This window comes from bacterium, from assembly GCA_024228115.1.
Taxonomy (GTDB): domain Bacteria; phylum Myxococcota_A; class UBA9160; order UBA9160; family UBA6930.
Genome location: JAAETT010000586.1, coordinates 1 through 22,070 on the forward strand (window position 1 = coordinate 1; position 22,070 = coordinate 22,070).

At 64.0% G+C, this 22,070-nt stretch carries 20 protein-coding genes; 9 read left to right on the forward strand and 11 right to left on the reverse strand.

Annotated elements, in window-relative coordinates:
- Positions 1–321: 321 nt before the first annotated feature.
- Positions 322–2,100, forward strand: coding sequence for a M20/M25/M40 family metallo-hydrolase (locus GY937_24375; GenBank protein MCP5059851.1), 1,779 nt, complete (start codon positions 322–324; stop codon positions 2,098–2,100).
- Complete coding sequence (locus GY937_24380) at positions 2,097–3,080, forward strand: ketopantoate reductase family protein (protein MCP5059852.1); 984 nt, start codon at positions 2,097–2,099, stop codon at positions 3,078–3,080. The genes GY937_24375 and GY937_24380 overlap by 4 nt, the downstream gene beginning before the upstream one ends.
- An 8-nt stretch (positions 3,081–3,088) precedes the next feature.
- Here GY937_24380 and GY937_24385 read toward each other — a convergent pair whose 3' ends face one another.
- Genes GY937_24385 through GY937_24395 form a run of 3 tightly spaced genes read right to left on the reverse strand, consistent with a single transcriptional unit; the run spans position 3,089 to position 6,375 of the window.
- Entirely contained in the window at positions 3,089–4,018 is a 930-nt protein-coding gene (locus GY937_24385) for a DUF3179 domain-containing protein (protein MCP5059853.1), read from the reverse strand.
- Positions 4,015–5,310, reverse strand: coding sequence for an adenosylmethionine--8-amino-7-oxononanoate transaminase (gene bioA, locus GY937_24390; protein MCP5059854.1), 1,296 nt, complete (start codon positions 5,308–5,310; stop codon positions 4,015–4,017). Before bioA ends, GY937_24385 begins: the two co-directional genes overlap by 4 nt.
- 36 nt (positions 5,311–5,346) lie before the next feature.
- Positions 5,347–6,375: an LLM class F420-dependent oxidoreductase gene (locus tag GY937_24395; protein ID MCP5059855.1), complete on the reverse strand. Its 1,029-nt coding sequence runs from the start codon at positions 6,373–6,375 to the stop codon at positions 5,347–5,349.
- A gap of 115 nt (positions 6,376–6,490) precedes the next feature.
- Between GY937_24395 and GY937_24400 the strand changes: the two genes are divergently transcribed.
- On the forward strand, positions 6,491–6,979 hold the full coding sequence (locus tag GY937_24400) for a hypothetical protein (protein MCP5059856.1): 489 nt from the start codon (positions 6,491–6,493) through the stop codon (positions 6,977–6,979).
- Between the two features lie 80 nt (positions 6,980–7,059).
- Here the strand turns inward: GY937_24400 and GY937_24405 are convergent, their stop codons facing one another.
- The gene (locus tag GY937_24405) at positions 7,060–7,677 is read right to left on the reverse strand and encodes a LysE family translocator (protein MCP5059857.1); all 618 of its coding nucleotides are present in this window, start codon (positions 7,675–7,677) and stop codon (positions 7,060–7,062) included.
- An 85-nt stretch (positions 7,678–7,762) separates the two neighbouring features.
- Between GY937_24405 and GY937_24410 the strand changes: the two genes are divergently transcribed.
- Positions 7,763–8,413, forward strand: coding sequence for a carbonic anhydrase (locus tag GY937_24410; GenBank protein MCP5059858.1), 651 nt, complete (start codon positions 7,763–7,765; stop codon positions 8,411–8,413).
- Between the two features lie 479 nt (positions 8,414–8,892).
- Here the strand turns inward: GY937_24410 and GY937_24415 are convergent, their stop codons facing one another.
- The 4 genes from GY937_24415 to GY937_24430 form a co-directional block, all read right to left on the reverse strand.
- Positions 8,893–11,448, reverse strand: coding sequence for a GAF domain-containing protein (locus tag GY937_24415; GenBank protein MCP5059859.1), 2,556 nt, complete (start codon positions 11,446–11,448; stop codon positions 8,893–8,895).
- Entirely contained in the window at positions 11,445–14,012 is a 2,568-nt protein-coding gene (locus GY937_24420) for a GAF domain-containing protein (protein MCP5059860.1), read from the reverse strand. Before GY937_24420 ends, GY937_24415 begins: the two co-directional genes overlap by 4 nt.
- A 99-nt stretch (positions 14,013–14,111) precedes the next feature.
- Positions 14,112–14,519, reverse strand: a complete 408-nt coding sequence (locus GY937_24425; GenBank protein ID MCP5059861.1) for a hypothetical protein — start codon at positions 14,517–14,519, stop codon at positions 14,112–14,114.
- A gap of 182 nt (positions 14,520–14,701) precedes the next feature.
- A complete protein-coding gene (locus GY937_24430) occupies positions 14,702–15,424 on the reverse strand; it encodes a phosphoadenylyl-sulfate reductase (GenBank protein MCP5059862.1) in 723 nt (240 codons plus the stop codon).
- A 191-nt stretch (positions 15,425–15,615) separates the two neighbouring features.
- Here GY937_24430 and GY937_24435 point away from each other — a divergent pair, with 191 nt between their 5' ends.
- A complete protein-coding gene (locus GY937_24435; protein ID MCP5059863.1) occupies positions 15,616–16,170 on the forward strand; it encodes a PadR family transcriptional regulator in 555 nt (184 codons plus the stop codon).
- A gap of 150 nt (positions 16,171–16,320) precedes the next feature.
- Positions 16,321–17,022 carry a hypothetical protein gene (locus GY937_24440; protein MCP5059864.1) on the forward strand — a complete coding sequence of 234 codons (702 nt, stop codon included), beginning with the start codon at positions 16,321–16,323 and terminating at the stop codon, positions 17,020–17,022.
- Here the strand turns inward: GY937_24440 and GY937_24445 are convergent.
- The 3 genes from GY937_24445 to folK all read right to left on the reverse strand — a co-directional run bounded on the left by GY937_24445 (position 17,000) and on the right by folK (position 18,455).
- Positions 17,000–17,389 (reverse strand): hypothetical protein, encoded by a 390-nt coding sequence (locus GY937_24445; GenBank protein ID MCP5059865.1) that lies wholly within the window; start codon positions 17,387–17,389, stop codon positions 17,000–17,002. The genes GY937_24440 and GY937_24445 overlap by 23 nt on opposite strands.
- 14 nt (positions 17,390–17,403) lie before the next feature.
- Positions 17,404–17,826, reverse strand: a complete 423-nt coding sequence (locus GY937_24450) for a hypothetical protein (GenBank protein ID MCP5059866.1) — start codon at positions 17,824–17,826, stop codon at positions 17,404–17,406.
- Between the two features lie 116 nt (positions 17,827–17,942).
- Positions 17,943–18,455 carry a 2-amino-4-hydroxy-6-hydroxymethyldihydropteridine diphosphokinase gene (folK, locus tag GY937_24455; GenBank protein MCP5059867.1) on the reverse strand — a complete coding sequence of 171 codons (513 nt, stop codon included), beginning with the start codon at positions 18,453–18,455 and terminating at the stop codon, positions 17,943–17,945.
- A 23-nt stretch (positions 18,456–18,478) separates the two neighbouring features.
- Between folK and GY937_24460 the strand changes: the two genes are divergently transcribed.
- Genes GY937_24460 through GY937_24470 form a run of 3 tightly spaced genes read left to right on the forward strand, consistent with a single transcriptional unit; the run spans position 18,479 to position 22,066 of the window.
- Positions 18,479–19,753, forward strand: coding sequence for an aspartate aminotransferase family protein (locus GY937_24460; GenBank protein MCP5059868.1), 1,275 nt, complete (start codon positions 18,479–18,481; stop codon positions 19,751–19,753).
- Positions 19,750–20,841 carry a long-chain fatty acid--CoA ligase gene (locus GY937_24465; protein ID MCP5059869.1) on the forward strand — a complete coding sequence of 364 codons (1,092 nt, stop codon included), beginning with the start codon at positions 19,750–19,752 and terminating at the stop codon, positions 20,839–20,841. The genes GY937_24460 and GY937_24465 overlap by 4 nt, the downstream gene beginning before the upstream one ends.
- A complete protein-coding gene (locus tag GY937_24470) occupies positions 20,825–22,066 on the forward strand; it encodes a hypothetical protein (GenBank protein MCP5059870.1) in 1,242 nt (413 codons plus the stop codon). Before GY937_24465 ends, GY937_24470 begins: the two co-directional genes overlap by 17 nt.
- The last annotated feature ends 4 nt before the right edge of the window (positions 22,067–22,070 follow it).

Consider the following 22,070-nt stretch of genomic DNA (forward strand, 5'->3'; position numbering starts at 1 on the left):
AGCACACTCCGCATTCGCGCCACGGAATGGGCATCGACCACCCAAAACGAGATCCGTCAGCGTCAATCGCCGCGCGGCACGCTGAAACATTGGAAAGCCAGCTTCTCAGCCAACTTTCGTGCATAGTTCAGGCTAGCAGGTTGCGGAAGAACTCCGGACCGAGCTGGGTGCGTGGATTTCCGGTCCAATCGAGGCGCGGAAGCGCAGCTGGGGCGAGGCCCAGCAAGCTTTCGCAACGAAGAGTGGGCCGGAAAGACGCGTGCCAGGCGACGGGAGAGGTTTTTCCGCAGCCTGCTAGGCCAAGGGCTATGGTGCTCGGCCATGTCACGTCGATGGCTCGCATCGCTCCTTCTTCTTCAGCTTGGCTGCGCCTCCCCCACCGGGCTCCCGACTTCCCTTGATTCTGAACGGCTCGCCACGGATGTAGCCTGGCTCACAGCACCGGAACGCGAGGGCCGCGGGCTGGGAACCGCCGGGCTGGCTTCCGCGGCGAACTGGTTGGCAGAGAGGTTCGCAGAAGCCGGACTGGCTCCGGGTGCGGGTGGAGGGAGCTTCCTCCAATCCTTCGAAACGGTCGTTGCGATTCGGGCGACTGGCGCGCATCTGCAGAAGGGCGAATGGAAGCTCGAAGCCGGAGGCTCTCTGGCACCGCTCATGATCAGCGAGTCAGGTGGTTTCGAAGGGCGTGTCGCCTTCGTCGGCTACGGCATCGCCGCGGAAGACCAGGGACACGACGACTACGCCGATCTCGATGTCGAGGGCCGACTCGTCATGGTGCTGGAAGGGCAGCCTGACGAGGGTGCCCTGGCCGGATCTCAGGGTGTGCCTTTTCTGCGGCGCCGCTCGAAGATCGTTGCCGCGCGCAGCCGCGGCGCAATCGGTGTGGTGTTCGTACCCGAAACGGAATCCACCGGATTCCCGGCCGCCACCCACGCTGGCGATCCGAGCGTCGGAACCGTTGGCCTGTTTGCCTTGCGCCTCGCTCGTCGCGAAGCGGAGCGGTTGCTTCGCCAAGCCGGACAGGAACTCGCGGCCTTGAGCGAGTCAGCCGGCGCCGGCGAATACGTATCCATTGCTCTCGAACTCGAACTGCGTGGCGAAGTCTCGATCGAACGCACTCGCGATGACGTCTCGAACGTCGTTGGTGTCCTGGCGGGGAACGATCTCGCGCTCGCAGACGAAGCCGTGATAATCGGTGCACACTACGACCACCTTGGGCTTGGCGGCTTCGGCTCTCTTGCTCCGTCGAAACTCGGCCAACTTCACCCCGGCGCGGACGACAACGCTTCAGGAAGTGCTGCCCTTCTAGCCGTGGCGCGAAGCCTGGCGAATGGCCCCGTGCTCCGACGGACCGTCGTCTTCGTCGCGTTCACCGCCGAAGAGATCGGGCTTCTTGGCTCTGCCCACTTCGTCGGGAATCGCCCGTCGGCTCTGCCCGCGCCCGTCGCCATGCTCAACATGGACATGGTCGGAATGCTGCGCGACGACCGAATCATCGTGTTTGGCAGCGAGAGCGCCGCCGAGTGGAAACCACTGCTCGACAAGGAAGCCGACGCTCTGGCGCTGGAGGTCGCCTACGAAGGCCGCGGTACGGGGCCATCGGACCAGACCAGCTTCTATGTGAAGAAGGTCCCGGTCCTGCACTTCTTCACTGGCGTCCACTCCACCTATCATACTCCCGATGACGTCGTTGAAGACATCTACGTTCCGGGCCTGGCTCGTGTGAGCGAACTGGTCGCCAGCGTCGCGCGGAAAACAGCAAATGCCCCGCGCATGACGTTCCAAGGCCAACCGGTCACCGCACATGCCGCAGCTGGAGCAGGGCGGGGATACGGCCCCGAACTCGGTACGATTCCGGCTTTCGGCGGCGAGCCCGTCGTCGGGGTCCGTCTGGCCGGAGTTCGGCCTGGCAGCCCGGCGGAGCGCGCCGGGCTCCAAGCGGGTGACGTATTGGTCTCGTTCGCCGGTGTGGCCATCCGTGACCTGGCCGAGTTCGCGACCCTCCTCCATGCCGAGCGCCCAGGCAACCGGATCGAACTCGTGGTCGAGCGCGGAGGTGAACGGATCAAGACCACTGCAACCCTCGGAGTGCGGAGATGAGCCTTACGATCCTCGGTGCCGGCTCGGTCGGGCTCACCCTGGCTGCGCGCCTCGCCCGGGGGGGAGTGCGGGTCCTGGTGCTCACCCGCCGCGAAGCCGCTGCACGCGCGTTGGCAGCCGGCCTTGTCGCCGAGCATCCGGCGGACGGCACGCGTTTCGAAGTCGAAGTCGAAGCTCGCTGCGCCGATCACGCAGAAGCGTGGCCCGACCAGCCCGTGCTCCTGTGCACGCGGGGTGAAGGGGTCGATGCCGCCGCGAAGTTGGTCGCGGGGCGCGCACCAGCGGCACCGCTCGTCACCTTCCAGAACGACGTCATCCACGAGGCGGTTGCGGCCCGGCACCACTCGGCGGTTCTGGGGGGCGTATGGCGAGAGACCTGCACGCGCACGGGCGATGCCCGTGTTCGTTTCCTCTACGACCGGCCCTCCCGGGCCATCCTGGGCCTGCACCCGAGCGGACCCAGCCCGGACGCCCACGCGATCGCGGCGCTCCTCGAGCGCGGCAACATTCGCAGCGGCGTCTCCGAATGCGTGGCCTTGGACAAATGGTTGAAGCTCTGCGTCAACCTGATGAGCACACCGAACGCTCTCATCCGTCGCGAAGACCACGCCGGCAGGGACTTCGTCGAGATCAAGGTCGGCCTGCTCGAAGAAGCCCGCACCGTCCTGGCCGCGGCGGCAATCGAAACCGGCTCCTGCGATGGCCTCGACCGGTCGCTCGACGAAGAGATCGCGTACCAGCGCGCTTCATTGGAACGAGGCACGAGCGCCCGGCCCATTCCGCTCTACAACCAGGTCTGGTCTGCGCTCACGCGGCGCCTTCCCACCGAAGCCGACGCCTACCATCGCCGAATATGCGACCTCGGTGTCCAACACGGCGTGGCCACCCCGCTGAACCGCCGCGTGCTCGAGGCCCTTCTGCACGCTGCGCATGCACATACGGGCCCCGAATCGCTTACGGCCGCCGGCCTCCTGGGGTGACGGCTCCCCTACGGGTGCCACACCTCGGTGTCGGGGAAGAAGGCCTTCCACGCCAGCCAGTACGCCTCGACCACCTGGACACCCTCCGGAACTTCGTAGGCGAAGGTTGCGCTGTCTGGGTCGTAGACGAAGCGGATCTGCTTTCCGCCGAACTCGTCTTCTACCTTTCCGCCGGCGGCCGTGGCTACCGAGCCTAGATAGGCGCGCTGCTTGCCGTCGACGGTGACGCCGAGGACCATTTCCTTCAGGTGATAGCTGCGATCCTCCGCTGCGACCGGAAACAAGAGCTTGTTCAGATCCCAATAGCGCCGAAACGGGCTCCTGGAGTAGTCGTGCACCTTCAGCGCAGGGCGGGTCAGGACCTTCGCGCGAGGATGGCGAGCCAGGATCCCTCCCAGGGTTTCCTGTCGGATCGGGAGCGGGCGCAACGTCGTACCCGTGCGAGGGCCGCTCAAAGCCCGCCCGTTGAACTGCTGCCAGAGGCTCTCGCTCTTCCGGTCGAAGAGCAGGAAACCATGATTGTGGATCAGGCCCGATACACCGAAACTGGCGTTCTCACCGGCCACGGTCGCATCGAAGGCGCGCGGCACTCCGGCCAATGGATCGTAGGTCACGACGACCGGCAGCTCGCCGAATCGGTCGTTCACGATCTGGTGGTACTCCATGAGATGCACTGGATACACACGCGTCGTATCGCCGACGGTGACGGCCAGGACCGGGGTATCGGGCTTCACCCATGTTGCCTCGGGCACGGGCACGAAGGTCGGCTCGTCGACCGACATGATTCCATCTTTTCCCGGGCCTCCGCCGAAGATCTGGTCCTTGGGGACCTTTGCCGCAGAGAGATCGAAGCCGTTGGTACCGGGCTTGGGTTCGGCAGAGGACGCGACATTGGCCGACAACAGCAAAACCAACCCCAGGCCGGTGACGCCCCTCACGAAACCGCCTCGATCGAATCGGCCACGATGCCGAGCAGCTCGTCCAGGACATCGTCCTCGATGTTCAAGGGGGGAGCCACGTACACGACGTTGCCCATCGGCCGCAGATATGCACCTCGACGCCGAGCCTCGTCGTAGATGCGCCAGCCGGCCCTGGCGAGGTATCCATCGTCGCCGGCGAGGTCGAGTGCGCCGATCATGCCCCGGCTTCGGGTGCGTGCCACGGCCGGCAGCGCTTCGAGGGCTCGAAAGGCTTTGGCAATCCGCTCCGCCTTCGGCTTGGCCCGGTCGAGGATTTTTTCCTCCTCGTAGACCTTCAATACCTCGACGGCGACTGCGGAACCCAGCGGGTTGCCGCAAAAGGAATGCCCGTAGTAGAACGCGCGATCCGCCTCACCGAGAAATCCCTCGAAGAGCCGCGGCGTGACCAACGTGGCGGCCATCGGCAGCATCCCGCCGCTGAAGCCCTTGGCCGTGCACAGGATGTCGGGCAGGACCCCCGCGTGTTCCGCTGCCCACATCGGCCCCGTGCGTCCGTAGCCCGTGAAGACTTCGTCGAAGATCAGGAAGACGTCGTGGCGATCGCAGAGAGCCCGGGCTTCGCGCAGGTAGGCGGGGTCGTACATCTGCATGCCGGACGCCCCCTGCACGACGGGCTCGACCACCACCGCCGCCAGCTCATGGCCATGGGTGTCGAGCACCGATCGCAAGGCCGTGACCGCAGGTTCGAGCCCTCCTGCCTGGGTGGACGTCGGCACGAAGAAGTTCTCGAGCACCGCCCCCTTGAACGGCGCCCGGAAGACATCGACACCGCCGATGGCGGTCACGCCGAGGGTTTCGCCGTGGAACGCCTCCTGAAGCGCCACGAAATGCTTACGCTTGGATTGCCCTGCTTGCGCCCAATATTGGAGCGTGACCTTAAGGGCGACTTCGACGGCGGTCGAACCATCGTCGCTGTAGAAGACGTGTTCGAGACCGTCCGGGGCAACGGCACAAATACGCTCGGCCAGCTCGCTTGCCGGCCGGTGCGTCATGCCTGCCAGGGCCGTATGGCAGTTTCGATCGGCCTGATCCTTCAGCGCCTGGACCAGCCGCGGATGGTTGTGGCCGAGGGAAGCCACCCACCAGGAGGAGTTGGCATCGATCAGCCTGCTGCCGTCCACATCCCAGAGGTAGGGGCCCTCCGCCCGTGCCACGACGATCGGATCGACCTCGGCACGGTAACGATCCATCGGCGTGTAGGGGTGCCACACGCGTTGCTTGTCGAGTGCAACGATGCGATCCCGATCCATGGGTTCTCCGAAAGCTCTTCCGCCGGAACGGTCGGGCTAGAGCAGGTTCTCTGCCAGGACTTCGAACAACTCCGGCTGGCCCCCGCTGATCAGCATGTCCGTGACCGGCGAAGCCTTCCAGGCTTCGAGCCGCTCTGCAATCCGCTCCTTCGGACCGACCAGTGCAACCTCATCGATCAACTCGTCGGGTACTGCGGCCATCGCCTCGGCTTTCTTGCCATCCAGGTACAGGTCTTGGATCTTCGTCGCTGCCTCGCCGTAGCCGAGCCGGGTCGCGTAGTCGTTGTAGAAGTTCTTCCCCCGCGCGCCCATGCCGCCGATGTACAACGCCATCATTCCACGCATGGGTCCACGGCATTGGTCGAGATCGTCTCCCAGGATACCCGTCACGAACGGTGCGAGGCGGAAGCCGTCCATGTTCTTCCCACCGCCGGCCTTGGCGAAGCCCTTCTCCAGATGTGGGGTGATCAGGTCCATGCGCTCGGGATTCATCCAGACCGGAATCAGGCCATCCGCGACCTCTCCACTGCAGGCGATGCCCGCGGCTCCGATCGAGGCCGTGAAGATGGGAATGTCCGCGCGACCATGCAGGATGCTCTTCAGCGGCTTGCCAAGCCCGGTTGCGCCCTCACTCTGATAGGGAATCTCGTAGTGTTCGCCCTTGTGTTCGAGCGGTCCTTCCCGGGCGAAGATGTCGCGCAGGATCTTCACGTACTCACGGGTGCGGGTCAGCGGCTTTCCGTAGGGAACCCCGTGCCATCCTTCGACCACCTGCGGGCCGGAGGGTCCGATGCCTAGCAGGAAACGGCCGCCGGAGAGCTGATCGAGGCTGATGGCCGTCATCGCGGTCATGGCGGGAGTTCGAGCCGGCATCTGGAGGATGGCCGTACCGAGCTTGATCTTCGAGGTCTGAGCGGCGATCCAGGTCAGCGATGTGATCGCATCCGAGCCATAGGCCTCTGCCGTCCAGACGGAGTCAAACCCCAGTGATTCCGCAAGCTTGACGCGCTCGATATCGATCTGGAGCCGGGGCCCGGAGTAGCCGATATTGAGACCGATTCGCATTCTGCATTCCTTCGGGGGCGTGTGGGAGGCTCACCTTAGCACCCCGCTGGAGCGGGGCGGGTGGCCCACTAAAGCTTGGGCGGCGGCGCACCGAGGCTGCCTAGCGGGTGATGTCATGCGAACGATCGACGATTTCGAGCTGATTGAAAGCGTGTCTGCGGATGCGCTGGCGAGCCACCCCGTGTGGAGCCCCTGGGCTCCAGAACTCGACCGGGAGCGTGTGCTTGCCTGGGGTGTGTCAGAGGAAGAACTCGACCGTCAGATCGAGCTCTTCGAATCTTGCGGGCCCGTACCGTTGTACCCGGTCCTCGATCTTGCCGAGCTCGGTGATCGCAAGGACATGGTGGTTGCCGCCCGATTCGAGGCGGCCGATGGAGCGCGCCTCTGGGGATTCCTCCTCGAGCCTCACGCGTTCGGCATCTTCCATCTCGGCGAGGAGTACTCGTTCAATCGCAACCTCCCGGCGTTCTCCGAGAGAGAAGCCGAACGTCTCGCAGCAGCCCTTGGGACCAGCGCCGACATGATCTTTCCGCTCTTCTTCCGTGTCGACGACGAGGTGCCCGAGACGGCCGGCAACCAGGGCGAGATCACGCGCTTCTGGTAGGAACCGGGCATCCCCCAGCCCTGCTGTCGATTCGAGAACACACGCTCAGGAAGACGCGTGTCAAACGCGTTCGAATCTCCTCAATCGGAACGGGAGGCGATCGCTAGCCGAAGCCCGGCGGCCACGAGAAAGCCGCCGCCAATGCGCTCGAGGCGATGCACCCAATCACCACTTGCGATCTCCCTGGCACGAGCGGCGGCAACCGCATACACGCCGAGCGCCAGTATCTCGATGGCCACAGAGCTCACGCCGAGAATGGCCACCTGGGCTCCCAGTGCGCGTTCCGGATCGAGAAACTGAGGCACCAGCGCCGTGAAGAAGACAAGGCTCTTCGGATTTGCGCTCTGCACGATGAAGCCCCGGCTGAACGAACGGCCAAGGCGTGCAGTCTCTTCGTGTTGCGCCACGGATCGGTGCCGCGAGAAGATCGCGCGGGCGCCTAGATAGATCAGATAGGCCGCGCCAGCCCATTGGATGAGGTGAAAGAGCTGGTGCGATGCAACGATCACCGCGCCGATGCCAAGGGCCGAGAGTACGAAATAGAGCGTATTCGATGCCAGGATGCCCAGCCCAGCGCCGAACCCTCCGCCTGCGCCGCGGGCAAGCGAGACGGAAACGACCAACAACACGGCTGGCCCCGGGGTGAAGCAGAGCACCGCCTCGGTCACGCAGAATGCGAGCCAGGTCTCGAGAGGCATGACGGAAGCCTAGCGAAATCGGGCGGGAGCGAGCTTTGCGCCCTTCACCCGCCTGCGAGAGCCCGGTATATTGCGCAGCATCGATATGAGCGAACGAACCACAGAACTGTACGAGAAGATCTTCGCGAACAACCTCAAATGGGTCGCGGAAAAGACAGCCAACGACGCGAACTATTTCGAGCGGCTCTCCCAAACGCACGCCCCGGCGTTCCTCTTCATCGGCTGTGCCGACAGCCGTGTGCCGGCCAACGAGATCATGGGCCTGGATCCCGGCGAGGTCTTCGTTCACCGCAATGTGGCGAACATCGTCCCCAACACGGACAAGAACGTGCACTCGACCATCCAGTACGCGGTAGAGCACCTGGGAGTGCAGCACGTGATCGTATGCGGCCACTATGGATGTGGCGGCGTCGATGCCGCAATGCAGTCTTCGGATCTAGGCCAGCTCAACGGGTGGCTGCATGAGATCCGGGACGTCTACCGTCTTCATCGCGACGAACTCGACGCCATCTCGGATCCACGCGCTCGAACCCGAAGACTCGTCGAACTCAATGTCCACGAGCAATGCATCAACGTGATCAAGACAGCATTCGTGCAGAAGAGCTACGAAAAGCTCGGCTATCCCATCGTTCATGGCTGGGTCTACGCGCTGGAAGACGGAATCCTGCACGATCTCGAGATCCCATTCGAAAAGACGCTCGAAATGGTCCGGGAGATCTACCGCCTGGACACCTAGGCATGGGGGGGGACTGCAACCGCCCTCATTGATTCGGATGCCGCTTCGCTTCTCGTGGTGGATCGCGGGGCGGGGGGCGGCCAGCGCGGAATGGCTCGGCCGGGGCTCTGGGGGCCGCGCAAGACGTGGACGTGGGTTCGCTTACGCGGCTCTCGCCGCTAGCGAACGAGTACACGGCCAACAGACGAGATGCCTGCGCTTTATTTCCTTGCTGGCCGCCCCCCGCCCCGCGACGAGCCGTGCAAGCAACCAGGTTCGCTTCGCCGGGGCTGGGTGCAGGTCGGGCGGAAATAAGGCGCAGGCATAGGTTCCCTTTGGCGTGCGCATTGGTTGCCCTGCGGCGAAAGCCGCGAAGGGCAACACCCTGTCCAACCCTCTACGCGGCCACCCGACCCTCGGCCGAGCCATTCCGCCCGGCCTGTACCCAGCCCCGGCGACTCAGCTCAACGCATGAGAAGCAAAGCGACCTCTCGTCGCAGCTACCCGGTTGCGGGCGGTTCTTCTTCCGAGGCCTTTGCGACCAGGGGTAGGTGAATCCGGAAGAGGGTTCCGTCGGGGTCGGTTTCCACGTCCAACGTTCCCCCGTGTCGTTCCACGATGCCGTGGGAGATCGAGAGGCCGAGTCCGGTTCCCTGACCCACGGGCTTGGTGGTGAAGAACGGCTCGAAGATGCGCCCGAGCACATCGTCCGGAATTCCCGCGCCATCGTCGGAGAACTCGAGAATCACTCCGTCCGGTATCGAGCGCGTGACGATCCGTACCGTGCCCTCGCCATCGAGTGCGTCGCAGGCGTTCATCACGAGATTCATGAACACCTGGTTGAGCTGAGCCGGATAGCACCTCACTTTCGGAAGTTTGCCGAATTCCCGCTCGAGGGTAATGCCATCCGTGAAACGCGGTTCCATCAATGCAAGCGTGCGTTCAATCTCCTCGTTCAGATTCGCGTCTGCGATCTCGGCCTGATCCATACGGGAGAACGTTCGCAGATCGAGCACGATCTTCTTGACTCGCTCGGTCCCTTCGCGGCTGCGGGAGAGCAGTTTTCGAATCGCCTCCCGGGGCTTCTGGAAATCTGCACCGGCCTCCTGCGCCAGCACCAGCTTCTTGACGAAATCGTCGAGTAGCTGGAGGTTGGCGTGCACGAAGCCGATCGGATTGTTCAGCTCGTGAGCCACGCCAGCGACCAACTGGCCGAGACTTCGAAGCTTCTCACTCTGCATCAGCTGTGCCTGTGCTTCCTGGAGTTCATTCGTGCGTGCCTCGACCCGAGCTTCGAGGGTCTCGTTCAGCTTGGCGATCTCGTCGAACGCCTGGGCGTTCTCGATCGCAATCGCACTCTGATTGGCCAGCGTCCGCAGCAGTTGCCGATCGTCGGGTCCAAGGCGTTCCCCCGAGAGCTTCTCTCCTACGGCGATCAAGCCGAGCAGATCCACTCCGAACAGGATCGGCACCAGCAACTTGACGTGCAGCAGGTCGAAGACATCCCAGCATTCTTCGCGGGTTTCCGGATCGGCGAGGTCATCGAAATCCGTGCGGGCCAGCTCCTGCCTGCGCATCCAGAGATGCTTGCCGACCGGGTGATCGATCGGCAACTCGAGAACAGTCGCCTCCTCGTCGAAATCTCCTCGCCACGCCACGGGCACGAGGGATCGCTCATCATCGCCTAGCAGAAGTACCATGGCCCGCTCCACACCCATCGTATCCGTCACAGCAAGCAGCAGGCGATCGCTGACCTCCTCGAGTGACAACATCGAAACCATCGCCTCCGAGATTTCGCGTACGGCATTGCGATAGGCGGCCCGATCCCGATCGAAGAGCCGATCGACCAGGGTTTGCAGACGGTCGCGCAGGGGGTTGAAAGCGAGAATGGCAAAGAACAGGAACGTGACAGAGAAGAGCGGCGAGTTGGCCGTGACGTTGAACTGCCGGAAGGCCGCGTCTGCACCGGTGATCAAGCCTGCGAACACACCTGTGATGGCAAGTGTGGCTGCACCGTAGGCCGCGGAGGATCGCGCCAGGCCCCGCATGTCGAAGAGGCCCCGCCGCACGATGCCGTACGCCATCGCGCCGGGGAAAACCACGAACCAGACCATCGCCAGGGACATCGGGAAGGGCAACGAGACCATCGTCTGTGCGAGCAACGCCAACATGACGGGAACGAAACTCACGAGAGCAGCCGTGAGCACGAGGTCCGCAGCTGCGGTCTGTCCGGAACCGCGCCTCTTGTATCGCTCGTGCACCAACACCAGGAAAGCGATGGCGCAGCCCCCGGCGCCCAGTCCGTATCCCAGGCCCGCGAGCAAACCCGGCGGAATCCCCAGCGGTCGCTCGAAGATCACCGCCACTGCAATCGCCAGGGCCAACAGGTAGGGAATGAGGCGAAGCCGATGTCGCCGGGAGACCCATTGTGGCTCCAATGGATAGATCGTGAAGAGATGGAACATCGACGCGCCGATCAACGGCATGGTGATGACCATGCGCTCGTAACCGAACGGCGCGTCATAGGTGTTCACGCCGCCGAATAGCGCTGTCGCCATCGCGCAAGAGAAGAGCAGGAAAGCCCATGATTCGGCGTGATCCGCTCGCGAGCTCCACACAAAGAGGCCGAGCAACAAATAGGCGGAGCCAGCGACGGCCAGGGCGGCAAAGATCGGGATCGTGAAACTCTGATAGGCAGAGCGACGAGCACGCGGCTGGAGTGAAAGATCGAGGATTCCCGTCCCCGTTTCGATCCGGTAGGTCACTGGCTTTCCGGCAACGATCCGCTCCCAGCCGCGCTCGCGGTACCACTCCTGGACGACCAGGCCATCCACCTCGAGCACCCGGTCGCCCTCGCGAACGCCGAGAGCGCGCGCCTCGTCGGAGACGTCGTTGACGATGGCCGTTCTTCCGATCGTGCTCGTATGCAGGGGCGGATCTACGATCCGGGGCGTCGCCAACTGGCCCCAGATCGCCAGCACGAACGCACTGACGGCCCATACGACGCCCAGGGCAGACGTCGTACGTCTGAAACGTCTGGTCGCGTCCGGGCTCATGCGGCGCCCTCGGCATTGGCACCCGCCTGTTCGAGCGCTTCTGCCGGCGGCTCGAAGGGCAGGTGCAGAACGAAGGTCGTTCCGACACCCGCCTCCGATTCGACCTCCATCGTGCCTCCATGCCTCTCGACGATCCCGTGCGAGAGCGAGAGCCCGAGGCCCGTTCCCTGGCCCACCGGCTTCGTCGTGAAGAATGGATCGAAGACCTGGCTCTTGACCTCCTCGGGCATCCCCGGGCCGTCATCCCCGAACTCGAGACGGACTCCATCTCCTTCGGGCCGCGTACGAATGGTGATCTTTCCGCGACCCTCCATCGCATCGCATGCATTCATGAGCAGGTTCATGAACACCTGGTTCAGCTGCCCCGCGAACCCACGGACTTGCGGTAGTTCCTCATAGTCACGGTCCACCTCGACCCCGGCCTTCAGGCGCGGCTCCATCAATGTGAGCGTGCGATCGATTTCCTCGTTGAGGCAGACCTGTTGAAGGTCCGCATGATCCGTGCGCGAGAAGGTGCGGAGATCCTGGACGATCTGCTTGACGCGATCCGTGCCCTCACGGCTTCGGCCCAGGAGCTTCTCGATGGCCTGTCGTGATTTCTGGCGGCGTTCCGCATCGGAACTCGAGGAGACCAACCTCTCGACGTAGCCGTCGAGGAGCTGAAGGTTCGCATGAACGAAGCCGATCGGGTTGTTCAGCTCATGGGCCACGCCGGCCACCATCTGGCCCAGGCTGCGCATCTTTTCGCTCTGCACCAACTGGGCCTGAGTCTCACGCAGTTCTCGCGTACGTTCGTCGACCCGGACTTCGAGCGTTTCGTTCAGCTTGGCGATTTCGTCGAACGCCTGGGCGTTCTCGATCGCGATCGCGCTCTGGTTTGCCAAGGTCCGAAGCAGTTCCCGCTCATCCGGACCGAGCCTCTCAGCTGTGAGCTGACGTCCGACGGCGATCACTCCGAGAAGATCGACGCCGAAGAGGATGGGCACCAACAGCTCCACCTCCAACGTGTCGAACACATCGCGGCACTGCTCGCGGAGGTCCGGATCCGCTTCCTCATCGAAATCCACCCGGGCCAGCTCGGTGCGCCGCATCCACAGGTTGCGACAGATGGGATGCTCGGCATCGATCGAGAAGGGCTCCAGATCCTCATCCCAATCGCCGCGCGCGGCCTCGGTACGAAACGTCTCGCCAGCCTCTCCGACCAGAAGAACCAGGGCGCGCTCTGCTCCCATCGTATCGGTCACGGCGATCAGGATACGCTCCACTATCTCGCGTACCGAGAGCATCGAAACCATCGCCTCGGAGATTTCGCGGACTGCATCCCGATAAGCGACGCGATCGCGATCGAAAATCCGGTCGACCATGTTCTGGAGCCGGCCGCGCAGCGGATTGAAGACCAGGATCGCAAAGAACAGGAACACGACCGAGGCCAACGGCGATCGCGCGTCCATATCGAAACGCCCCACCAATGCGTCCGCGAACGTGATGAAGAGCGCGAAGGCACCCGTGATGCCAAGTGTGACCGCGCCGTAGGCCGCCGAACTTCGAGCCAACAAGCGCATGTCCAGGATCTCGGAGCGCAGTATTCCGTAGCCCAGGGCCAACGGAAACATGAAGAAGCCGAGCAGAGCGAGCGTCCAGGGGAGACGGGTCCCGACTGTCGCGTGAAGGATGATCGCGACGATGACCGGGATGAAACTGACGAGCGCGCCGACCACGGCGATCGTCGAGCGGTCGGCAACGAGCCCTCTGGGCAACCGGGCTCGTTCGGATACGACGATTCCGACGCCCAGCATGCCCATCGCCAACGCGAAGAACGTCATTGTTGGATTCACGAGAGGCATCAAGCCCGAGATGTAGGGCGAGACGACACCAAGCCCACCCAGGAGCAAAGCGGCCCCGTAGATGGCGGGCCGGATTTGTGGACGCCCTGCGATCCAGCGGGGCACCGTTGGATAGACCGAGAAGAGATGAAACGAAGAAGCACCCATCAAGGGCACCGTGATCGCCACCAGACTCCAATTCACGGGATCCAATGTGCCAGCGAGAAAGAGCATCGCCGCGGTCGAGCTGCAGAAGAGCATGAGTGCCCAGGCTTCCTCGCGAGCACTTCGCAGTTGGAAGACGATCGCTCCGATGACCAGATAGATCAGGCCCACCGCTGGAACCGCCACGCGAATGAGGCGCTCGCTCGGAAAGGGGGGCAGTCCTGCCGGGCGCGGAACGAGCATCACGTCATGGCGGCTGCCATCCACGCGTTGGATCCCGTACTGGTTCGCCGCACCCTCCCGCAGATGCGAACTGCCGCGGGCCAGCCATTCATCCACCCGCTGGCCATCGATCGAGATCCACCGGTCCCGGTTGCGAAGACCCGCCGCCTCGGCCTCGGGTGAAACCGCATGGATGACGTGCCAGCCAGCTGCGCTCGAGAACGAGAACGGAGGCAGGGGCGCGTCTCGCAGTCGAAGCTGCGAGCGAACCCCCGCGAACAGCGCCAGCAGGGCCCAGCACAATACGAGGGCCGCGGTCAGGCGTCTAAATCGGGCCGTCGAGCCGGGGCTCATGTCACCCTCTGGGCACTCCGAGGGGAGCCTAGCTCACGCGGGGCTGGCCAGCGCGACTTCCCGCTTCGAGCTCTCGACCCGAGCAGGATCGAACTGGGGCTAGGGAGCCGCCTGGGCGCGCTTCACCTCGGCACGAATGCGTCGGATCTCCGCGAGGACATCGTCGTCGGTCCGGTAGTTGCTGCCTGCGCCATTGAAGACGACGACGTCTTCCCCGTCCGCTTCCGCCTGGGCCTCGAGAGCCGCCATGACATCGGCGATCTGAGCGGCGAGATCGGCGCCCTCCGGGGCGTCCACTTCGCAGGATTCGGCTTCACTCGAGAGACCGCCAAGTGCGCCGGGAGCGATCGGCTGACTCGCCTGGGGCCGGGCGGGCGCTCCCTCGGCCCCCGCCACCTGCACGCCGGGCGACCACAGGACGAGCATCGCTGCGAGACAGAAACCGCCGCCTGCATTCAGCCAGGAAAAGCGGGAACGAGCAGACGGATTCAAGGGGCTCGAAGGCATGGGGCAACTCCTCACCCTTCGATATCGGCGCCGGGGCTTGAAGGCTTTACCCGTGAGGCGAAAAAGAGGCGGAACCTGCGCCCAAGTTGCCGGCGCGTGGGTTCAGTCTTGCCGAGCCACGGGAGATGACGGCGCGCCCGGGCCCGATCCACCTCAAGCGAATTGCACCGATGGAAGCTGAGTCAGATTCCAGAGCCGTCCGACTCGTCCTCGACATGCAGCCCACACTCCTTGGTGTCCGGGCTTTCCCACCACCAACGACCGGCCCGCGGGTCTTCGCCCGGCTGAACCGCGCGGGTGCAGGGGCTACAACCGACGGTGGGGAAGCTCTCGCTGTGGAGGCGATTGACCGGCACCGAGTTGGCGCGCACGTACTTCCATACGTCGTCGGATGACCAATCGACGAGGGGGTTGATCTTGACCAACCGCCCATCCGCATCGAGTTCGACCTTCGCTGCGTCCTCTCGCGTGACGTTCTGCTCGCGGCGCAACCCGGTGACATGAGCATCGAGGTCGGCCAGGAAACGTCGGTTCGGCTCGACCTTCCGTAGCCGGCAACACAACTGCCGTTTCTCGAGGGACTCGTAGAAGAGGTTCATGCCGTGCTCATTCACCATCGTCTGCACGGCCTGGGCCTCGGGAAAGACCACCTCGACATTCTTGTCGTAGCGATCGCGAACCCGGTCGATCAGGTCGTAGGTCGCCTGGTGAAGCCTGCCCGTGTCGAGCACGTACACGCGAGAACTCGGCTCGATGCGATGCATCATGTCGAGGAGGACGAGCCCTTCAGGATTTCCGAACGAGCAGGAAAGACTGAGCCGAGGATGAAAATTCTTGATAGCCCAAGTCAAGATTTCATGGGCGTTCAAGGACTCCAGGCGCCCACTTTGAATATCATTCAACATACTGGAATTCAAAGCAGTTTCGGATTGTCGGGATAGCACAGAGACCGTTGCGGACATCGACAGCCTGCCCCTCGGGCACACAATTCGGGAGCACCGAAGCTATTCCTTAGCATATCGATCTTCAATTCGCAGAATTCCGATTCGATATTCTTGATTTGCATATGATGGTTTATCATATTGCAGATTCCTGTATGTCACTTCGCCACGCCATCCTTGGACTCGTCGAATACAAGCCTACCCACGGCTACGAGCTGAAGCGCGTTCTGGACGAAGGCATCTCGAGCTTCTGGCCCGTGAACCTCGCCGCGATCTACCCGAACCTCCACCGGCTCGAAGAGGAAGGGCTGCTGACCCACCGCATGGAAGCCAGTCCCGAGGGTCGCCCGGACCGGAAGGTCTACGAGATCACCAAGGCTGGCAGTGAAGAACTCGCAGCCTGGCGACGGCTGCCGCCGGAGAGCGATGGCAACACGCGTGTACCGCTCTTCTTGAAGCTGCTGTTCGCCAAGCCCGAGAACATGCGCGACGCCCTCGACTGGATCGACAAGGCGATCGAGCAGAACCGTGGGAACGCAGATCGACTGCGTAGTGAGCTCCACGATCCCAAGGCGTTCGACAGTTTCTTCGTGCGTTTCATGCGCGAGAGCAGCCTGGCCCATACAGAGTTGCAGGTCGAACTCCTGCAGGAGCTTCGTGCGGGCGTCGCCCATCAGATCGAGACGCACGAGAGGCGCCAGAAAGACTGAACCCGCCAGGAAACGGTTTCTCGGGGGTGAGACATCGACCCGCCACCCATCACCCCCACGCGGCCCCGGGCACAGTGCCCGGGGCCGTGTTGTTTCCAAGTCAGGGTTTCCCCCCTACGGCCTGAAACTTGTTTCGCCGATGCGCTCGCCATGAGGAATGAAGACCGGAGTCTGCCGGCGGCGGAGATCGCACGTCTAGCGGTGATGCGGCGCCTCGCCATGGGCACGGCTCACGCGATGAACAATGCGCTCACCATCGCGGTAGGAGAAGCGGGGTTTCTCCACGAAGACTACAAGGAAGATCCGGCGATCGTGGAAGCTTGCCAGGCAATCCTCACCTCGATCGATCGCTGCGCTCGCCTGACCCAGGCGCTGCTATACCGAAGCGATCCCGCCCAATCGAGTGGCGAAGCGGGCTCGGATCTCGTGCGCGTCGTTCGCGATCTCGAGCGTTGGCTCCGCGAAGCGATCGGCAGCCGGAACTCGCTGCAGATCGATGCCCCGGATGATCTGGTAGTCGTCGCCGCCCCCGAACATGAGCTCGAGCTCCTGGTCATGGGGCTGATTTCGTTTGCGGCCGATCAAACCCAAGGCGCATGCGAACTCCAGCTTCGGGTCGAACTCGATGCGGCGGGCAACTCGGCCGTCCTGCGACTCGAGGTTTCCTGCGATGACGTCCCCGATGAGTTCGTCGTCTCGCTCGAGGATGCGGGCAGAGCTGCACGACCTCGTGACCGGGTGCTGCTCGAAGCGTTGCACGAGCAGGTCATCCAACGAGGTGGCGCTTGGCATGTTGCGCGGATCGACCCCCAGAGCCTCTCGCTGATCGTCAGGCTACCGACCGCGATCTAGCCAGGAACTCTCCCGCTCCTTCCCGAGCGGCGTTCAGGGCTTCGATGCACGCGTGGACGCCAGGCCGAAGACGAGGCCCTTCTCGGTCCAGATGGATCTCCGGGTTCCAGCCTCGCTCGTCGTCCGCGATCCGTTCGAGTTCGTCAGGCGGAAGGGGCTCCACCAGCTCGATGCTCTTGCGCCGGTATCGGTCGACGAAGCGACTTCGAATACTCGCGAATAAGTATCCGATTTCGCGCGGCCCGCGAGCTTTGAGCACGGAGACCCAGGCATCCTGAAGTAGATCCTCGGCCTGGTCGGGATCATGGGTCAACGAGAGGCCGTAGCGATAGCCGCGGATCAGCAGCATCTCGTGCTCATCGGACAAGGACGGCGAAACCTCTAGAAGAGCCCGGGCCAGCGTTGCTCGACCTGGTATTTCCGTTTCTCACCATCTTCCGAATGAACGATCGCCTGATTGACGCGGAAACCGGTATCCGTGGGGACCACGAGAAAATCCAGATCGTAGGGTCGCTCTTTCTCATCCACGAAATCCGCGCAGCTCACGAAGAAGTGGCCCTTCTTGACGATCCCGTCGTGGAGTTCGACCAGCCGGAGCTTCGTCAGCTTTCCGACCACGGGGTCGTAGTGAAGCATCGACCCATCCTTCCCCTTCTGCGCATCGATGAATGCTCCCATCGCCGCCTGGATGCCCTCGCGCTCCTTTCCCTGGATCGATGGATCATCCCCTCCCCAGGCAGGGCTCGTTCCAACGCACAGCCCAAGAACCACGAATCCGATCAAACTCATACCCAGCCGTTGCATCCCAGACTCCTCCCAGGGGGTTTCAGTTGAGGGTACGCACGAGAACCCGAATTGATTGCATCGATCGAAGAAAAAGGGCGCGCTTCTGGGCGCACGTGCGCAACAGGATCTCGCATTCAGGAGCATTCCTTTGGTTGTATCGATGCCCAGGGCCGGACGGCCTTCGGATCGCGCACGCGCTCGGCCAGCTCGCCCAGGGTGGCGCCGCGGGTGGGATGAACGAGCTCCCCCGCCAGCTCGGCCAGGGGCTCGAGGACGAAAGCGCGAAGGTGCAGGCGGGGATGCGGCAGGATCAGCTGATCAGTCTCGAGCACGTGATCGTCGTAGAGAAGGAGATCGAGGTCGAGCACTCGCGGGCCGTCCTTCGGTCCCTCCCTCGAGCGGCCTGCGGCGGCTTCGATGGCCTGGAGGGCTTCGAGCAGGGCCAGGGGGGAGAGCGTGCTCCGGAGTTCCGCCACCCCGTTCAGGTAGGGACCTTGGGGCGGCCCCCCTACGGGCGCGGTCTCGTAGAGCCGCGATGCTCGGGCCAGGCGGCACCCGTCGATCCGATCGAGCGCCTCCAGGGCCTCGGAAAGCCTGGCCTCCCGGTCCCCCAGATTCGATCCCATCCCGATGAAGACGCGTGCCATCAGGGCTCCTAGAGTATCCGGCCATGCAGCCGGAAACCTCGCTTCCGGAGCTCCGCACGGAGATTCCCGGACCCAGCTCCCGGGCGCTCGCCCTGCGACTGGCGCGGGTCGAGAGCCGGAACGTCACCTGCCTCTCACCGACACCTCCGATCTTCTGGGAGAAGGCCGAGGGCGCCAACGTATGGGATGTGGATGGCAACCGCTTCGTCGATCTCGGCGGCGGCTTTGGCGTGGCGAATGCTGGCCATGCCCACCCTCTCGTCGCCGCTGCCGTTGCCGACCAGGCGGGTCGCCTGATGCACGCGATGGGCGATGTGCATCCTCCCGCCGTGAAGGTCGAGCTGCTCGAAGCGCTCGCCGCCCTCTTCCCCGGCGGTGGACCGGCACGCACGGTCCTCAGTTCGTCGGGCTCCGACGCAGTCGAAACCGCCCTCAAGACCGCACTCCTCGCGACCGGCCGCCCGGGAGTGATCGCCTTCGAAGGCGGCTACCACGGGCTGGCTCTGGGCGCTCTGGATTCCACCTGGCGCGACGATTTCCGCGCACCCTTCGCGGGACGCATTCCCAACCGGACGTTCTTCGCGCGCTTCGGCGACCTGGATGATGTGGTCCGCAGCGCAGAGAAGGGCGGTGATGAGATCGGCGCAGTTCTCGTCGAGCCGGTTCAAGGCCGCGGTGGCGAGCGGATCCCGCCGGCCGGTTTTCTTGCAGGCCTGCGCCGGCTCTGCGATGAGCGAGGCTGGCTGCTGATCGCCGACGAGGTGTACACCGGCTTCGGACGAACAGGCCGCACCTTCGCCTGCGAGAACGAGAACGTCGTTCCCGACCTCTTGTGCGTCGCCAAGGGCCTGGCTTCCGGCATGCCCATCTCAGCATGCATAGGCCGCGCCGAGGTCATGGACGCCTGGCCGCTCTCCCATGGCGAAGCCCTCCACACGCAGACGTTTCTCGGGCACCCGCCCGGATGTGCCGCGGCATTGGCCTCGTTGGCCGTCCTCGAAAAAGAGGGCCTCGCCAAGCGCTCGTCCGAACTCGGCGCGTGGGCCCTCGAACGGATATCCCGATCGACCGCCGGCCTGGCCTCGGTTCGCGAATGCCGAGGTCTCGGGTTGATGATCGGTGTCGAATGCCTGGAGCCCGATCGTGCCGCACGGGTCACCCATGAAGCCCTGGCCGAGGGCTTCATCCTGTTGCCTTCGGGTGACCGCGGCGACGTGCTTTCGATCACGCCTCCGTTGACGATTGGACGCTCCGCTCTCGAGGCCGGTCTCGACACGCTTGCCCGGTTGCTGCAATGACGGCGCCGGAGGCCGAGGTGCTGCGGTGGATGCGTGAAACCCCGGACGAGCGGGACGACGAACGTTTCCTGCGTCTGGCTCTCGCCGTGTTCGCCCATCAATTCGCTCACTGCGAGCCTTATCGCCGCTTCTGCGAGGGCCGCGGCCGGACACCCGACACGATTCGAAGCTGGACGGAAATTCCGGCGGTCCCGACCGGGGCGTTCAAGGAGCTTCGCCTCGCGAGCTTCCCCGAGGAGCGGACGCGCCACGTCTTCCGTACGAGTGGAACCGCGACCGACCGTCGCGGCGAGCTCCACCTCGAAAGCCTGGAAGCGTACGAGGCTTCTCTCGTGCCCAGCTTCGAACGAGGCATGCTCCCGGACCTGCCCGACGAACTCCCGGTTCGGATGCTCAGCATGGTGCCCTCTCCGGCAGAAGCTCCAGACTCCTCTCTTTCCCACATGTTGGGCGTGATGCACGAGCGACGCGGCGACACCGAGAGCCGCTTCCTCGTCGAGGACGGTGAACTCCGGGAGCAGATGACGAAGGACGGGTTGGAGACATCCGCAAAGAGCGATTTGCCGATCTTGTTATGCGGTACAGCCTTCGCCTTCGTACACCTGCTCGACGCAATGGCGGCTTCCGGCCAACACCTCGTCCTACCGCCGAGCGCCCGCATCATGGAAACCGGGGGCTTCAAGGGCCGTGCGCGAAGCATGGATCGCGACGCCCTGTATGCCTGGATCACGGATCGTCTGGGCGTACCGACTGAGCGCATCGTCAATCAGTACGGGATGACCGAGTTGGCAAGTCAGTTCTACGACACCGTCCTGTCCCGACCGGGAGAGCCAAGGCGAAAACGCATCCCGCCTTGGGTACGCGTCCGCATGGTCGATCCGGAGAGAGGAAACGAAGTAGGAAGGGGCGAAGCCGGTGTGATCCGGATCCTCGATCTCGCGAACATCGGCAGCATCCTCGCGATCCAGACCGCCGACCTCGGCACGACCCAGGGAGACGGGTTCGAAGTCCTTGGGAGGGCCCGAGGAGCCGAAGCCCGCGGTTGCTCGATCGCGGCCGATGAGATGCTCAGTGCCGCGCGCCCCTGAGATACAGAACACCTGGGCCAGGCTTCGCGAAGCGGGCCGCGCCCTGGGCGCACGGGACCAGGAGGCCAACCTGGGAGCATTGGCAATGCTCCTGGATGAGCTCGCGCTTCCGAGCTCGGAAATTCGTCGACACCTCGCGACCACATTGCCCGAAGCCACGGGATTCCACCCAGCGAACTTGCGAGCTGGCCTCGAGCTGGCCCTCGCGAATTGGACGGGCGAAGCCTTGCGCAACCTCGTCCGTAGGGAACTGGGCGAGGATGCATCCCAACGCGCCCGCGGCTTCGACTCCACCGCAGTGCTTCTCGGAGGCGCGCTTCCGATGCCGAGCATTCTCTCGCTCGTCGCACCTCTGGTCGTCGGATCCCCCGTCTTTGCCCGCAGCGGCCGACACGATTCCGTGACCGCCGCGACCATCGCCGCTGCGTTGAACCGGTTGGATCCGGAACTCGGCGCATGCCTCTCCCTGACCACGATCTCTCGCGACGAGCGGGAAGCGCTGGATGCGTTCCTTCGAGCGGAATGCGTCGTCGCCACGGGCTCCGACGAAACGCTCGCCGAGATTGCCGGGCGAATCGATCCGGGAACGCGCTTCGTGGGTCATGGGCATCGTTTGTCGGTGGCGGTGATCGGCGCCGAAGCCGACCCGGCCCAGGTGGCGGACGCGCTCGCACTCGACGTGGCATTGTGGGATCAACTCGGCTGCCTCTCACCGATCGCGGCCTGGGTGCTTGCTCCAGATGGCGAGGTACCGGCCTCCCTCGAAGCCGAGTTGGTTCGGGCCTTCGGGCAAGTGGCTCAAAAGCTACCTCGTGGCACGATCTCGCCTGAAGCCGGAGCGACGCTCGCCCAGGAACGTGACGGTGCAGAGCTTCGTGCAGCGTCGAATGAGCGCGTGCGTCTGCACGTCGGCGAGGGCTGGACCCTCGTCATCGAAAGCTCTTCCTTGACGGGTCCGGCGCCGCTGCATCGCTTCCTCCGCCTGCATCCGGTGCCCGATCTTGCCTCCCTGCAAACCAGCCTGGCACCCCTCGCTCCCCGCTTGGCTGCCGTGGGGCTGGCCGCCGGGCCCGACGAGAAGGCCCGGATCCTCGAGGCCCTGGGGCCGCTGGCGCCTTCGCGCATCGCCCCGCTAGGGCGAATGCAGGCGCCTCCTCTTGGCTGGCATCATGATGGGCAAGGTGTGCTGTGGCCGCTGGTCCGTTTCACCGATATCGAGGTGTAGTGAG